The sequence below is a fragment of the Micromonospora sp. AMSO12t genome, from assembly GCF_008806585.1.
Classification (GTDB): Bacteria; Actinomycetota; Actinomycetes; order Mycobacteriales; family Micromonosporaceae; genus Micromonospora; species Micromonospora reichwaldensis.
Genome location: NZ_WAAS01000014.1, coordinates 20328 through 35298, shown reverse-complemented (window position 1 = coordinate 35298; position 14971 = coordinate 20328). Strand labels below are relative to the sequence as shown.

General features: G+C 75.1%; 11 protein-coding genes and 2 pseudogenes. 9 read left to right on the top strand and 4 right to left on the bottom strand.

Annotation, left to right across the window (positions count from 1 at the left end; genetic code table 11):
• Nucleotide 1: 1 nt before the first annotated feature.
• The gene (locus F6X68_RS03790) at nt 2-1207 is read right to left on the bottom strand and encodes an FxsB family cyclophane-forming radical SAM/SPASM peptide maturase (protein WP_225851955.1); all 1206 of its coding nucleotides are present in this window, start codon (nt 1205-1207) and stop codon (nt 2-4) included.
• Between the two features lie 62 nt (nt 1208-1269).
• A complete protein-coding gene (gene fxsA, locus F6X68_RS03785; RefSeq protein WP_151452935.1) occupies nt 1270-1461 on the bottom strand; it encodes an FxSxx-COOH cyclophane-containing RiPP peptide in 192 nt (63 codons plus the stop codon).
• Nucleotides 1462-1911: 450 nt separating this feature from the next.
• On the opposite strand from fxsA, the gene F6X68_RS03780 reads away from it, so the two are divergent.
• The 9 genes and pseudogenes from F6X68_RS03780 to F6X68_RS03745 all read left to right on the top strand — a co-directional run bounded on the left by F6X68_RS03780 (nt 1912) and on the right by F6X68_RS03745 (nt 12230).
• Nucleotides 1912-2418, top strand: coding sequence for a hypothetical protein (locus F6X68_RS03780; protein WP_151452934.1), 507 nt, complete (start codon nt 1912-1914; stop codon nt 2416-2418).
• The gene (locus F6X68_RS03775; protein WP_151452933.1) at nt 2418-3821 is read left to right on the top strand and encodes a hypothetical protein; all 1404 of its coding nucleotides are present in this window, start codon (nt 2418-2420) and stop codon (nt 3819-3821) included. The genes F6X68_RS03780 and F6X68_RS03775 overlap by 1 nt, the downstream gene beginning before the upstream one ends.
• Nucleotides 3818-4153 (top strand): annotated as a pseudogene (locus F6X68_RS34780) (hypothetical protein); the annotation flags it as partial. The gene F6X68_RS03775 and the pseudogene F6X68_RS34780, both read left to right, overlap by 4 nt.
• Before the next feature lie 132 nt (nt 4154-4285).
• Nucleotides 4286-5356, top strand: a pseudogene (locus F6X68_RS03770) (VWA domain-containing protein); the annotation flags it as partial.
• 14 nt (nt 5357-5370) lie between these two features.
• Nucleotides 5371-6480: an AAA family ATPase gene (locus F6X68_RS03765; protein ID WP_151452931.1), complete on the top strand. Its 1110-nt coding sequence runs from the start codon at nt 5371-5373 to the stop codon at nt 6478-6480.
• Nucleotides 6477-9314 carry a DUF5682 family protein gene (locus F6X68_RS03760; RefSeq protein WP_151452930.1) on the top strand — a complete coding sequence of 946 codons (2838 nt, stop codon included), beginning with the start codon at nt 6477-6479 and terminating at the stop codon, nt 9312-9314. The genes F6X68_RS03765 and F6X68_RS03760 overlap by 4 nt, the downstream gene beginning before the upstream one ends.
• A gap of 116 nt (nt 9315-9430) precedes the next feature.
• Nucleotides 9431-9781 carry a YciI family protein gene (locus tag F6X68_RS03755; RefSeq protein WP_151452929.1) on the top strand — a complete coding sequence of 117 codons (351 nt, stop codon included), beginning with the start codon at nt 9431-9433 and terminating at the stop codon, nt 9779-9781.
• A 2-nt stretch (nt 9782-9783) separates the two neighbouring features.
• Nucleotides 9784-10995 (top strand): RNA polymerase sigma factor, encoded by a 1212-nt coding sequence (locus F6X68_RS03750; protein WP_151452928.1) that lies wholly within the window; start codon nt 9784-9786, stop codon nt 10993-10995.
• Between the two features lie 101 nt (nt 10996-11096).
• A complete protein-coding gene (locus F6X68_RS03745; RefSeq protein ID WP_151452927.1) occupies nt 11097-12230 on the top strand; it encodes a glutamate--cysteine ligase in 1134 nt (377 codons plus the stop codon).
• Nucleotides 12231-12455: 225 nt separating this feature from the next.
• On the opposite strand, the gene F6X68_RS03740 is transcribed toward F6X68_RS03745, so the two are convergent.
• Together F6X68_RS03740 and F6X68_RS03735 are read right to left on the bottom strand one after the other, a co-directional pair.
• Nucleotides 12456-14240, bottom strand: coding sequence for an N-acetylglutaminylglutamine amidotransferase (locus F6X68_RS03740; protein ID WP_151452926.1), 1785 nt, complete (start codon nt 14238-14240; stop codon nt 12456-12458).
• Nucleotides 14241-14484: 244 nt separating this feature from the next.
• Entirely contained in the window at nt 14485-14910 is a 426-nt protein-coding gene (locus tag F6X68_RS03735; RefSeq protein WP_225851954.1) for a MarR family winged helix-turn-helix transcriptional regulator, read from the bottom strand.
• Nucleotides 14911-14971: the final 61 nt, after the last annotated feature.

The following is a 14971-nucleotide window of genomic DNA, read 5'->3' as shown; positions in this document are numbered from 1 at the left end:
CTCACCGCCCCAGGGCAGGCCGCCGGGCCGGGGCGTCGGGCGGAGCGGCCAGGGCGCGGCGGCGCAGGGCGTCGACGTCCGCGGCCACCACCCGTCGTACGTGGTCGATCAGCCGGTAGAGGTCGGGGCAGTAGACCGACGGGTGCGCGAATCCGGCGCCGGCGCGGAAGCGGTGCGCGTACAGGCCGCCACCGCAGGCGCTGAGCACCGGGCAGGCCCGGCAGGCGGCGGCCAGGGCGGCCGGACCGGTCGGCCGGCCCGCCAGCGACGGGTGCCGCAGCGCCTCGTCGAAGGAGTGACGGAAGACGTCGAGGCCGGTACGCATCGACGCGTCGTCGGTCGTCTTCAGGGTGTCGGTGCCCTCGATGGTGCCGTCGGTCTCGATCGTCATGACGTCCGGCTCGGCGAAGCCCACCGCCCGGGTGCCGCTGCGGCCGCCGAGCACCAGCGCGATCAGCGACTCGAACAACCGGATCCCGGTGCGGCGGGGCGTCGTGGCGTACCAGCGGTCGAAGACGGCCACCAGCCAGTCGCCGTACGGGGTGTCGGTGCCGCCCGGCGGGCGCCCGGGCGGGGGAGTGCTCCAGTTGCCGTGCGGCAGCAGCAGGTCCAGGCGGGGCGGGTCGAACGCGAGCAGCGACTCGTAGACGCCCACCGGGTCGTTGGCCAGGTCGACCGTGCAGAGCAGTCCCGCCCAGCGGGACCGGTGCCGTGGGCGGCCGAGCAGCCGCAGCGCGGCGGCCACGTCGGCGAAACTGCCCCGTCCGTCGGGGTAGCGGCGGTGCAGGTCGTTGGCGGCCCGGCCGCCGTCGAGGCTCACCCCGACGTCGATGTCGTGGCGGTGGCACAGCGCCAGGAACTCCTCGTCCAGCAGCACGCCGTTGGTCTGCACGCCGACGTCGAGCGCCGCGCCGGGGGGCAGCGCCGCCCGCAGGGTGCGTACGGTCCGGTCGAGGGTCGCCGGACCGGCCAGCAGCGGCTCGCCGCCGTGCAGCACGACGCGTACCCGGTCGGGGCCGTGCCGTGCCAGGTGCTCGCCGAGGCGCCGCGCGACCTGGGCCACGGTGCCCGGCGCGATCACCCGGGGCCGCTCCCGCCACCGCTGGTCGGCGCTGCGGTAGACGTAGCAGTGGTCGCACGCCAGGTTGCAGCGGCTGTGCACCTTGAGCACGAGTTGCCGGACTCGGGCCGGCGGCGCCTCGGCCACCGGGGCGGGCCCGCTGGACCCCGCCGCCGGGGCCAAAAGGTCGTGCCGGGTCGGCGGACACGTCAGAAGCTCGACTCGAACGCCGACACGTCGAGCTGCCGGCCCGGCTCGTCGCCGGCCACGAGCGTGCCGAGCACGTGGGCCAGCACGCCGTCGCCGGCGCCGGCGAGCAGGTCGGCCAGCGGTATGTCCCCCAGCCGCACCAGGGCGGCCCCCGCGTCCACCGACGGTGGCGGCAGCTCGGTCTCAGCCACGGTGGACCGTCCGGCGACCGTGTGTCCTGCCGCGCGTCATCGCTGCGCTCACCCCGCCTTTTCTACACCATCGGGTGCCTGCCTCGACGGCCCGACACCGCGCCCCGGGGTGGGCGTCGGCGGCACCGCGACGGCCCCGGCCGACCGACTGGCCGCCGGTGTGTCCGGCGACGGGGACACGTCCGGCGGCGCGCGGTGGCAGGTGGTGGACCCGGGTGGCACCGGCACTGCCCGGGACCGCGATGACCGGTGACATCCCGCCTCCCGTCGGCGTCGGTGTCCGAAGCATAGGGGCGCGGCGGCCTCCGCAGCGACCACCGTCCGTAAACCCGACTCAGGGTCTGTCGTACCCGTGGTCCATGATCCTTGTCGTCACAGCGACGCCGGCGACCCCTCCGGCGTGCGGATGGTCATGGGCGGCGCCGGGAGCGGCGGACGGGAGGTCGGACAGTGGCTGACGCGGAACGGACCGCGTGGCGACGGCGCAGCACGGTGCGGGTGGTGCCGCCCGCGCGGCCCCGCAAGCTGGCCAAGGTGCCCTTCCTGGAGCTGGCCGACGGGCGGTTGCAGGGCGTGGTCTCCAGCGGGTCGGACGTCGAGCGGGTCTACGTCTCGTCGATCGCCTCCGGCACCCATGCCTACCACTGCAGCACCAACAACAACCGCCCCTGCGGCGGGCTGCGCGGCGTGCCGTGCAAGCACCTGCACGCCCTGGCAGACGAGGCACTGCTCCAGTACGGCGCCGACCGGGTCGCCCGCTACCTGCGGGTCGACGTCGGCGCGGGGGTGGACACGGCCCGGGAGCTGCTGGCCGCCCTCGACGGGCGGCACGAGCCGACCCCCGCCGCCGTCGTGTTCAGTCGCTTCCTGCGCCACCTGTCCTACCTGGAGCTGCCCGGCAGCGCGGTCCCGCTGCCCGAGCTGCACTGGTTCCCGGCCACCGGGGCGGGCCGCTGATGCTCGGCACGCAGCTCGCCGTCCTGCGCGACGGCGCCCCGACCGGCCTGACCGACGCCCTCGACCTGGTCGCCGGCCTCGACGACGCCCTGCTGCGCGGCCTCGCCCGGGTGGGTGAGGCCGACGCCGCCGCGCTGGCAGCCCTGGCCGGCGCGCTGACCGCAACCCCGCTCGGCGACCGGCTCGCCGAGGCGGTGGCCAAGGTGACCGCCGGCTCGGTGGCCGAGGAACACCTGCTCGCCCTCGCCGGCGCCCGGTGCGCGCTGCTCGGCGCCGCCCACGACACGCTGCTCGGGCAGCTCGACACCGCGCTGGGCCGGGCCCGCGCCCCCTGGGCTCCCGGCCCGGTCGAGGCCTCGGGCACCGGGTCCGGGGCCCGCGCCGGCGCCCGCGCCTGGCTTCACGAGGTGGCGGTGACCGGGTGGGGCGGCGTCGACCACGAGCTGGTGGCCGCCGCGGGGGCGCCGGTCGAGGCCGCCCTCGCCGAGCCCGGCCTGCGCCGGCTGGCGGTGCTGCTCGACGGGCTCGCCGCCGAGCTGCGCGCCTGCGTGCCGGTCGCCACGATGGCGCAGCCGCCGCTGCGGCGCTGGGCCGACCTCTGGGCCCGGGGCGTGCTGCTCGCCCAGGACACGGCCGAGTCCGTCCCGTCCGCCGTCGAGGAGGTCTCCGGGCGGCTGCTCGTGCTCGGCGTCGACGTGCACGAGCACGACACCGCCGTGCAGGCGCAGGTGCACGCGATCCTCGAACCGGCAGACGGCGGGCCGCCGCGGCTGGTCCGCTGCGCGGTCGGCGCGGTCAAGGTGGAGACGATCGTCGGGCCCGCGCTGTGGCGGCTGCTGGACGCCCATCCCGTGCTGCTGGCCGCGCTGGCCGAGCGGCGCAGCCTCACGGTCACCGGTCTGCCGCTGCACGGGGCGGACCTGCTCTGGCACGACGACCGGGTGCGACCCGGCGAGCCGGCCGACCCGTTCGCCACCGCCCGGGTCCTGTTGCCGACGGCTGTCGTGGCAGCACCGGCGCCCCTGGAGCGGCACCCCGTCGGGATCGCCGAGCCCGTGCTGGTGGAGGGCTACACCGTGCGTGACGACGACGGCACGACGACCTTCGACATCGGCGGCCAGCCGATCGCCGTCGCCGTCGACCGGCTGCCGTCCTGCGGACCGCTCACCCCCGAGCTGGTGGCCGCCTCGTCCGCGTGCCTCGGCCTGATCCGGTGGGACGACGGGCGGTGGTCGCTGCAACCCCTGGCGGTGCAAGCCACCGTCAAACGCCAGCCGGTCGAGGCGCACACCGGCGACTGGGCGGGCGGGGTCACCGACCCGAAGATCGCCAAGGCCGAGGCCAAGGCGGGCGACGCCGTGGCGGTGCTGCGCGAGCGCGCGGGACGGTTGCTGCGCCGATGAACGACTCCCCGACCCCCGCGGACCTCGCCGACGCCAACCGGCGCCAGGTGCTCTACTGGCGGCTGCTGGCCCGGCTCTTCGACCCCGACGAGCAGCCCACCCTGGAGTCGGCCAGCATGGCGGTCGTCGAGGACCTCGGGCTGCCGGCCGCCCTGCTGGATCCGGCGGTGTCGGTGGACACCGTCGTCCAGCGCTTCCCGGCCGTCGCCGACGAGCTGCGCGGCCTGCTCACTCCGACGCCCGACGCCCCTGCGGCCGCCGACCTTCCCGACACGCCGGCTGGCGGCCTGCCCGCCGAGCCGGCTCCCGGGGCCGCCGCGTCGGCTCCCGAGCCGCCCGACGGGCCCGCGCCCGGCGTCGCCAGCACTGCGGCGTCCGGCGAGGCCGACACGCCGGACGCCGACCCTGCCACCGCGCCTGCCGTCGAGGCGGGTGGCGACGGGCCGCCGGGTGCGCCGGGTGCGCCCGGCGCCGCCGAGGTACGCCGCGCCGCGCTGGTGTCGAAGCTGCTGCTCAACGTGTTCGCCACCGGCCACGGGGCGGTCGACGCCGGCCAGTTGGCCCGGTGGCAGTCCGACGCCGGCTGGTTCGAGCAGGCCCTCGGGATGGAGCCCGGCGGGCTGCGCCGACAGGGCGGCGGCGACGGTCTCGGCGGGGTGCTGGCCGGCATCGAGGGCGACCTCGTCCGCCGGATGCACCTGCGGGAGGTGTTGGCCGACCCGGTGCTGGCCAGCCGGCTGACGCCCAGCATGTCGCTGATCGAGCAGCTGCTGCGGGACAAGGCCAACCTCTCCGGGGTGGCCCTGGCCAACGCCAAGGCGCTCATCCGCCGGTTCGTCGACGAGGTCGCCGAGGTGCTGCGTACCCAGGTCGCGCAGACCAGCGTCGGCGTCGTCGACCGGTCCGTGCCGCCGAAGCGGGTCTACCGCAACCTCGACCTCGACCGCACCATCTGGCAGAACCTGACCAACTGGAGCCCGGAGGACGAGCGCCTCTACGTCGACCGGCTCTACTACCGGCAGACGGCCCGCCGGGTCACGCCGGCCCGGCTGATCGTGGTGGTGGACCAGTCGGGCTCGATGGTCGACTCGATGGTCAACTGCACGATCCTCGCGTCGATCTTCGCCGGCCTGCCCAAGGTGGACGTGCACCTGATCGCGTACGACACGCGGGCGCTCGACCTCACGCCGTGGGTGCACGACCCGTTCGAGGTGCTGCTGCGCACCAAGCTGGGCGGCGGCAACGACGGCCCGGTCGCGATGGCGCTGGCCCGCCCCAAGATCGTCGAGCCGAAGAACACGGTCATGGTGTGGATCTCGGACTTCTACGAGTTCAACCGCTCCCAGCCGCTGTTCGACGGCATCGAGGCGGTGCACCGCTCCGGGGTGCGGTTCATCCCGGTCGGCTCGGTCAACAGCTCGGGCCAGCAGAGCGTCAACCCCTGGTTCCGGCAACGCTTCAAGGACCTGGGCACACCGGTCATCTCCGGTCACATCCGCAAACTCGTCTTCGAGCTCAAGAGCTTCCTCACCTAGGAGAACAACCCCTCATGTCCGAGATGCTCCGTGCCCCCGCCGAGGTCAAGTACGCCGAGGAACTCGACTTCCTGGAGTCGGTCGACACCGATCCGAAGCCGTTCTCGTGGCGGCTGAGCCCGCGGATGGTCCGCCTGTTCATCCTCGGTTCGGAACGGGCCGACGGGCTCGACCGGGAGATTGCGCAGAAGTGGTTCGGCGACCGTACGTTCGTCGAACGCAGCATCGTGACCCTGGCGTCGGACCGGGGCCTGCTGCTGATCGGCGACCCGGGCACCGGCAAGAGCTGGCTGGCCGAGCTGCTGTCCGCCGCCGTCTGCCGCAACTCGACCCTGGTGGTCCAGGGCACCGCCGGCACCACCGAGGACCACATCAAGTACTCGTGGAACGTCTCCATGGTCATCGCGCGGGGCCAGTCCCGGGAGTCGATGATCCCCTCGCCCATCATGACGGCGATGGAGCAGGGCACCGTCGGCCGGTTCGAGGAGCTGACCCGCTCCACCAGCGACGTGCAGGACGCGCTGATCTCGATCCTGTCGGAGAAGTACGTCTCCATCCCGGAGCTGGACCACGACAACATCGTCTTCGCCAAGCCCGGCTTCTCGATCATCGCCACCGCGAACAGCCGGGACCGGGGCGTGAACGACCTCTCCTCCGCGCTCAAGCGGCGGTTCAACTTCGTCCGGATCCCCGTGGTGACCAACAAGCGCAGCGAGGCCGAGATCGTCCGCTTCCGCACCGAGGAACTGCTGCGCCGCCACCAGATCACGCTGGACGTGCCGCCCACCCTGCTCGACATCCTGTTGCAGAGCTTCGCCGACCTGCGCGCCGCCGCCACCTCGGCGACCAGCGACGACGAGAAGCTGGAGTCGGCGCTGTCCACTGCCGAACAGATCGGCGTCCTCGAGGACGCCATCCTGCACAGCCAGTTCTTCGGCGACCGCACCCTGCGCGCCGCGACGCTGGCCGGGTCGCTGGTCGGCTCGCTGGCCCGGCGCAGCCCCGAGGACCTGGCGATCCTCAACAAGTACCTGCACGGGGTGGTCGAGCCGCGCGCCAAGCAGGACGGCGGCTGGGAGGGCTTCCTCGACGGTGGCCGCCAGGCGATCGCCGCCCTGTCGTGACCGCCCCCACCACCGCCGGGCCCTTCGGCGCGCTGCGCGAGCAGCTCACGGCCGCCGCCGGCGCGTTCGCCGGCAGCTCGGGCGCCGTCGCGGAGATCCTCGCCGGCATCGTCGACGACGTCGACCGCGCCCTCGGCGAGGAACTGGAGATCTTCCCGGTCTGCCACCACTCCCCGGCGTCCGCGCTGGCCATGGTCCGCAGGCTGCGCGCGAAGCAGCCGAAGGTGATCTACCTGGAGCTCTGCGAGGACCTCCAGCCGCTGCTGGGCGAGCTGCGCAACTGCAGTCTCCCGGTGGCCGTGCAGGCCTTCGCCTCGGAGCTGGACGGCTTCCCGGCCGACTGGGGGCCGCTCAGCGTGGTCGCGCCGATCACCGAGGCCAGCGCCGAATACCAGGCCATCGCGTACGCGCTGGAGACGCCGGGCGTCGAGCTGGTGCTGGTGGACCGCTCCACCGACCACGTCTTCCAGTGGTCGCCGCGCCGCCCCGCCGACGCCGCCGACGAGGCCCCGGCCGGCGGGGACGTCGAGGCCGCCGCGCCGGCGGGGGAGGAGGCTGCCCTGCACGGCGACGCGGTCGGGGTCGAGATCGGCGACCTGCGGCCCCGCTTCGCGGAGCTGGAGGCCTACCTGCTGCACCACGGCAAGGTCCGGCACTGGTCGGAGTGGTGGGACCAGTACGTCGAGCAGCCGCTGGCCGACGCCGACCACGACACCTACCGGCAGGTGATGGTGCTGATCGGCAGCCTGTTCCGGCGGCTGCGCCCGGCCGGGGCGGACCGGCAGGACCGCGACGAGGACCGCGAGCGCTACATGTGGACCCGGATGCGGCAGCACCTCGCCGCCTCCGGGGCCGACCCCGCCGACTGCCTCTACGTCTGCGGCGCGTTCCACGCCGCCAGCCGGGTGGAGCAGTTCGGGCTGCGGGCCGACGCCCCCTTCGAGATCGGCCCGCGCACCGGCACCCGGTGGCACTACGGGCTCATCCCGTCCAGCCACTCCGCCATCGAGGCGCAGTTCGGCCTCGCGCCCGGCTCGGTGTCGATCGCCTCCGCCACCTGGACGAAGGCGGTCGCCCGCACCAAGCTGAGCCCGTTCCGGCTGGAGGGGCAGCGGGGCGGCCGGACCCGCACCGGTGGCCGCCGCCGCGCCACCCCGGCGCCCGTGCCCGCCGCCGGGGTCGCCGACCGGCTCTCCGGCTACCTGGCGCAGCCGCCGGCGACGCAGAGCCTGGACGAGGCGGAGCTGCGCGGCTGGTGCGTCGACATCGTCCGGCTGGCCCGGCGCAACGGCTACCTGGCCAGCACCGCCGACGCGATCGCCGTCTTCGAGACCTCGATCCTCCTCGCCGGCCTGCGCAACCGCGCGCGTCCCACGCCGTACGACTTCGCCGACGCGGCGGTCACCTGCATCGAGAAGGACGTCGTCCCGGGCCGCCGGGACGTCCGCCGGCTCTGCGAGATCCTGTTCGGCGGCGACCGGGTCGGCCAGGTGGGCTACGAGGCCCTTCCGCCGCTCGCCCGCGACGTCCACGACCGGCTCGCCCCGCTCGGGCTGGACCTGGAGAAGCGTACGATCCAGCGGGCCCTGGTGGACCTGCGGGCCAACCCCGAGCTGGTGCCCTGCTCGGATCTGCTGTGGCGGCTGCGGCACCTGCTGCCCCGCGACGCGGTCCGGCCCATCATGGGCGAGCGCCGGCTGGGGCAGCGCTCGATCCAGGAGAGCTGGGACCTGGCCCTCGGCCGCAGCCAGCGGGCGCTGATCGAGCTGGGCTACGAGGGGGTGACCGTCGAGCAGGTGCTGGAGCAGCGCCTGCGCCGCGCCGTGCGGGGCCCGGCGGCGACGGCCTCGGTCGCGCTGGAGGCCGTGGAGGACGCCATCCGGCTGCTCGACAGCCCGCGCCTGGTCGACGAGCTAGGCAACCGGGCGGTGGAGCTGCTCGCCGCCGAACGCACCGTCGACGACGCCCCCGAGGTGCTGCGCCGGATCCGGCGGCTGCTGGCCCACCACCGCGCCACCGGGCCGCTGCCGGCCTGGTGCGAGGCGTTCGTGACCACCGGGTACGCGCACTACTGCACCCTGCTGCCCACCGCGTTCCTCGACGAGGAGAGCGGCGTGCGTCAGGTCGGCGCCATGCTGGGCTTCCTGTTCGGCATGGAGAGTCTGGCGCTCTCCCTGGGCTGCGACCGGTCCCAGCTCGAACTCGCCGTCGCGCAGTCCCATCCGGAGACGCCGGCCAAGGTGGCGCTGCTCTGGGCCGCCCGGCACCAGTTGGGCCTGCTGCCCCTGGCCGAGTTGCGCGAGCGGTGCGCCGCGCTGCTCGCCAACCCGCTGGTGGTGCCCGCCTTCCCGCAGTACCTCAGCGGCTTCGTGCAGGCCCTGGAGCCGGTGCCGGGGCTCGCGCCGTTCGTCGTGGAGGTGATGTCGTCCGCGTTCGCCCGGTTGCCCGACCCGGTCCTGCTGCCGTGGCTGCCCACCCTGATCACCACGCTGCGCGAGCACGGCGCGGAGCTGGTGCCGCTGCTGGTGCGGGAGGCGGGGCGTACGTTCCCCGGCTCGCTGGCGGCGCTGGACGCCTGGGTGCCGCCGTGGTCGAGGCCGACGTCACCGCCGGCGCCGGCGGTCCCCGCCGCCGTGTCCGGGCCGGTCGCCGCCCTGCTGGCGGCCAACCCGCAGAGCGTGGACGCCGTCGCCGCGCTGCTCGGTTGCGCCGGCGGCTGGCGCGAGGTGGACGCCGCCACCACCGCCGTTCCCGCCGGCCTGACCGCGCTGCTGGCAGCGCATCCGGAGTCCGTCGACGCCGTGGCCGACCTGCTGGCGGCCACCCCGCGCTGACCGGCGCCGACCGCTGGCGGACCGATTTTCCGGCGGGTTGTCGATCCTGGCCCGCTCCGTTCGTGTGGAGGATGAGAGGCCGGCGGCGCCGCCGGCCGCCGACGTGAGGAGGGGCCATGAAGCAGTACCTGCTCAGCATCCACCAGCCCGACGGTGACGGGCTGCCGGACCCGGAGTTCCTGGCCGGGGTGATGCGCGAGCTGGGGGCCATCCGGGAGGAGCTGGAGGCGTCCGGCTGCTGGGTGTTCGGCCAGGGGCTGCACGCGCCCGACACGGCGACCGTGCTGCGGCCGTCCGACGGCGAGGTGCTGGTCACCGACGGGCCGTTCGTGGAGGGCAAGGAACACCTCGGCGGGATCACCATCCTCCGGGCGCCCGACCTCGACGCCGCGCTGGCGTGGGGGCGCCGGTACGCGCTGGCCACCACCCTGCCGATCGAGGTGCGCCCCTTCCAGGGCGAGAGCTGACCATGCCCGACGTGGAGGCGGTGTTCCGCGCGGAGTACGGCCGCGCGGTCGCCGTCCTGGTCCGCCTCCTCGGCGACATCGACCTCGCCGAGGAGACGGTGCAGGAGGCGTTCACGGTGGCGGTGGCGCGGTGGCCCGAGACCGGGCCGCCGCCCAGCCCGGCCGGCTGGATCATCACCACCGCCCGGAACCGGGCCGTCGACCGGCTGCGGCGGGAGGCCTCCCGCGCCGACCGGCACGCCCAGGCCGCCCTGCTGCACGTCCGCGACGTACCGGCCGAGGAGGGACCCGTGCGCGACGACCGGCTCCGCCTGATCTTCACCTGCTGCCATCCGGCGCTCGGCCCCGCCGCCCGGGTCGCGCTGACCCTGCGGCTGCTGGGCGGGCTGGGCACCGCCGAGATCGCCCGGGCGTTCCTGGTGCCGGAGGCGACCATGGCACAGCGGATCGTCCGGGCCAAGGCCAAGATCCGCGACGCCGGGATCCCGTACCGGGTGCCCGGCGACGCCGACCTGCCGGACCGGCTCCCGGCCGTGCTGGCCGTGCTCTACCTGATCTTCACCGAGGGGCACACCGCCAGCTCCGGCGACCGGCTGGTCCGCGACGACCTGTGCGCCGAGGCGATCCGGCTCGGCCGGCTGCTGGTGCGGCTCATGCCGGACGAGCCCGAGGCGCTGGGGCTGCTGGCGCTGATGTTGCTCACCGAGGCGCGCCGCCCCGCCCGCACCACGGCCGACGGCGCGCTGGTGCCGCTGCCCGAGCAGGACCGCCGTCGGTGGGACGCCGGGCTCGTCGGCGAGGGGCAGGCCCTGGTGCGCCGCTGCCTGCGCCGCGACCGGCCGGGGCCGTACCAGATCCAGGCCGCGATCGCCGCCGTGCACAGCGACGCGCCCGACGCCGCCGACACCGACTGGGCGCAGATCCTCCGGCTGTACGACCAGCTCACCGCGTGCGCCCCGGGGCCGGTGGTGGCGTTGAACCGGGCCGTCGCGCTCGCCGAGGTGGCCGGGCCGGCAGCGGGGCTGACGGCCGTCGAGCGGCTCGACCTGGCCGGGTACCACGTGTTCCACGCCGTCCGGGCGGACCTGCTGCGGCGGCTCGGCCGGGCGGGGGAGGCGGCGCGGGCGTACCGGACGGCCGCCGAGCGGACGGACAACGCGGCCGAACGCGCCTTCCTGGACAGCCGGGCGACCTCGGTGCTGACGGGTGGATGACGCCCTAGCCCCAGGCGTTTGCCCAGGCAGTGGGCCGGGAATTCGGGTCGTCCGGCAGCGCGGCGCCCGGCGCGTCGCCCGACGAACGGACGCGAGCGCCCATGACGTACCGTCCGGCACTTGCCACCGCTTCCGACCAGACCACGCTGACGCTCGGGGTCGAGGAGGAGTACCTCCTGCTCGACCCGCAGACCGGGGAGAGCCTGCCGGTCGCCGACCGGGTGCTCACCGCCCTGTCCGGCAGCGCGCGGGACCAGAGCCGGCAGGAGTTCCGGCACAGCATGGTGGAGATGGTCACGCCGGTCACCGCCGACCTGGCCGAGCTGCGCGCGCACCTGGTGGCGCTGCGCCGCTCCGTCGGCGACGCGGCCGAGGCCGCCGGGGCGCGGCTCGTCGCGGTCGGTGCCACGCCCGTGCACGAGCCGCACCGGACGGTGCCGGACAAACCGCGCTACCACGCCATGTCCCGCCGGTTCGGGCCGGTGGCGCACGACCCCGCCGTCTGCGGCTGCCACGTGCACGTCGGGATGCCCGACCGCGAACTGGCCATCCAGGTCTGCAACCACCTGCGCCCCTGGCTGCCGGTGGTACAGGCGATCACCGCCAACTCGCCGCTGCACGACGGACGCGACACCGGGCACGCCAGTTGGCGCTCCATGCAGCTGGAACGCTGGCCCAGCATCGGGCCGACCCCGCACTTCGAGTCGGTCGCCGACTACGACGCGACGGTGGCGGAGCTGATCGACGCCGGGATCATGCTCGACGCGGCAATGGTCTACTGGTACGCGCGCCCGTCGGCCGCGTACCCCACGGTGGAGGTGCGGGTGGGCGACGTCTGCCCGGCGGTGGACGACACCGTGCTGGTCGCCGGGCTGGTCCGCGCACTCGTCGCGACGATGGCCGACGACGCCCGCGCCGGGGTCCCCGCCCGACGGATCCGGGACTGCCTGGTCTCCGCCGCGCACTGGCGGGCTGCGCACGACGGGCTGGAGGGTGACCTGATCGACCTGCGCGCCGGCGTCGCCCGTCCCGCCTGGGACCTGGTCGGCGAGCTCGTCGACACGGTCGCGCCGGCCCTGGCCCGCCACGGCGACCTCGACTACGTACGCGACCAGCTGGTCCGGCTGCGGCGCGATGGCAACGGCGCCACCCGGCAGCGCCGGGTCATGGCCCGCACCGGCGACGACGTGCGCGCCGTCCTGGACCACCTGGCCGCCGAGACCCGCGCCGCCTGACCCGCGCGCCGCCTGGCCCCGCGCTGTCTGACCCCGCGCCGTCTGACCCGTCCCGCCCGGCGGCGAGCCGCGGGCCGGTGGCGGCAGCTGGCCGGTGGCGTCAGCTGGCCGGTGGAACACCACGGGTCTCACCTGGCGGTGGAGGGACCCGTGGTGTTCCACTCGTGGGCTCGACGGCGTCGCCACAGCCCGGCGACCGGGGTGCGGGCGTCGGACGGGAGGCGGTCAGCGGACGTCGTGGGACTGGAGCCAGAGTTCCAGCAGGCCGAGCTGCCACAGCTTGTTGCTGCCGGCGGCGGCCTGCGCCCGGTCCGGCTCGGCGAGCAGCTCGGCGACGTACTCGCGGCGGAACAGGCCGCGCTCGCGGGCGGCGGGCGCGGCGAGGGCCTCGGCGACGAGTTGCCGCACCGGCCCGTCGACGTTGCGCAGCGCCGGCACCGGGAAGTAGCCCTTCGGCCGGTCGACCACCTCGGCGGGCAGCACCTGGCGAGCCACCTCCTTGAGCACGCCCTTGCCGCCGTCGGCCACCTTGTGCTCGGGTGGGCAGGCCGCAGCCAGCGACACCAGGTCCTGGTCCAGGAACGGGGTGCGCACCTCCAGCCCCCAGGCCATGCTCATGCTGTCCACCCGCTTGACCGGGTCGTCGGGGAGCATCAGGTGGGTGTCCAGGCGCAGCACCGCGTCCAGCGCCGTCTGCGCGCCCGGCGCGGCCAGGTCCGCCGCGAGCAGCTCGCGGCTGGCGTCGCGGTCGCAGGCGTACGCCGGGTCCACCACCCGGCTCAGCTCAGCGTGGTCCCGGTCGAAGAACGCGTCGGCGAAGGTGGCCGCCGCGTCGTCGCGGAGCACCCGCGTGAGGGGCTGGTGGTAGCCGTAGCCGGCGAAGACCTCGTCGGCGCCCTGGCCGGACTGGGCCACCTTGACGTGTTGGGCGACCTGCTCGGAGAGCAGGTGGAAGGCGACCACGTCGTGGCTGCCCATCGGCTCGGTCATCGCGTGCACGGTCCGCCGTACCGCCGGGACCAGGTCGCCGTCGGCGAGCCGGATGCGGTGGTGGTCGGTACCGAACGTGCGGGCGACCAGGTCGGAGTAGTGGAACTCGTCGCCGGCCTCGCCGCCGCGGCTGTCGAAGCCGATGCTGAAGGTCTGCAGATGCTGCTGCCCGGCCTCGGCCAGCAGCGCCACGATCATGCTGGAGTCCAGGCCGCCGGAGAGCAGCACGCCGACGGGGACGTCGGCGACGAGCCGCCGCCGTACCGCTTCGCGCAGCGCCTCCCCGACGGCGGCCCGCCAGTCCCCGGCGTCCATGCCGGTGTGGGCGGGGTCCCGGGCGTAGTCGGGCCGCCAGTAGACGTGCTGGCGGCTGCGCCCGTCGGCCTCGACGACGCGCACGGTGGCCGGGGGTAGCTTGCGGATGCCGCGCAGGACGGTGCGGGGCGCCGGGACGATGGAGTGCCAGGAGAGGTAGTGGTGCAGCGCCACCGGGTCGATCGAGGTGTCCACGTCGCCGGCGCGCAGCAGCGCCGGCAGGGTGGAGGCGAACCGCAGCCGGCCGGGTGACTCGGCGAGGTAGAGGGGCTTGATGCCGAGCCGGTCGCGGGCCAGCACGAGCCGGCGCCGCCGGCGGTCCACCAGCACGACGGCGAACATGCCGACCAGGTGGTCGACGAACTGCTCGCCCCACTGCGCGTACGCCACCAGGACGACCTCGGTGTCGCTGGTGGAGTGGAACGTGTGCCCGGCGCCGCGAAGCTCCTCGCGTAGCTGGGGATAGTTGTAGACGCAGCCGTTGAAGACCAGCGCCAGTCCCAGGTCGTCGCGGACCATCGGCTGGGAGCCGGCCTCGGTGAGGTCGATGATGGTGAGCCGACGGTGCCCGAGGACCACCCAGCCGTCGTCGAAGAGGCCCTCCCCGTCAGGGCCCCGGGAACGCATCGCCTCGGTCATCCGGGTCACCGCGCCGGCGTCCGGCGTCGATCCGTCGAACCTCGCCTCGCCACTGATGCCGCACATCGTCAGCGGTCACCGGGCTTGCCGGGCATCCGACCCACCGTGATCACTCCTGTCGGCGTCGCAGGTGTGCCGGGCCGCCCGCTCGGGGGGACCCGGTCCCGTCGGCAGGACGGGTGGCTGGGCTACCCGCCGCCGGGGGCGGCAAACCCCGGCGCTGCCCGGCCTCCGCCCGGCGCCCGCCAGGGCGTGACCGGGCGGAGGCCGGGCAGGGGCGCGGGGACGGCGCCGGGCGGTGGGCGGGCGGTCAGTCGCGCAGCGTACGCAGGATGCGGGCGAGCTGTTCGCGGTCGGTGGGTGCGAGGCGGCCGAACAGTTCCTCGGCGGCGGCCCGGCGGGCGGCGTGGATGGCGGCGCCGGCGCGCGTGCCCTCCTCGGTCGGCGCGACCAGGGTGGCACGCCGGTCCGCCGGATCGGGCCGGCGCCGCACGAGCCCCCGCGTCTCGAGGTCGTCCACGACCTCGGTGGCGGAGCGCGGGGCGATGCGCAGGTGCTCGGCGAGCGCGCTGAGCCGCAACGCGCCGTGCCGGATCAGCACGCCGAGGGCCCGGGACTGGCCGGGCGTCACGTCCCAGGGCGCGAGCGCCTCGCCGGTGCGGTGGCGCAGCCGCCGGGTCACCGCCCGGAACGCCTCGGCCAGGCCGTCCTCGGTGCTGTCGGTGTCTGCCGTCACGGGGAATACCGTAGCAGCGGAAGCTGTTGCTCCCTCATGTTGAGGTAACCTCAGCATATCC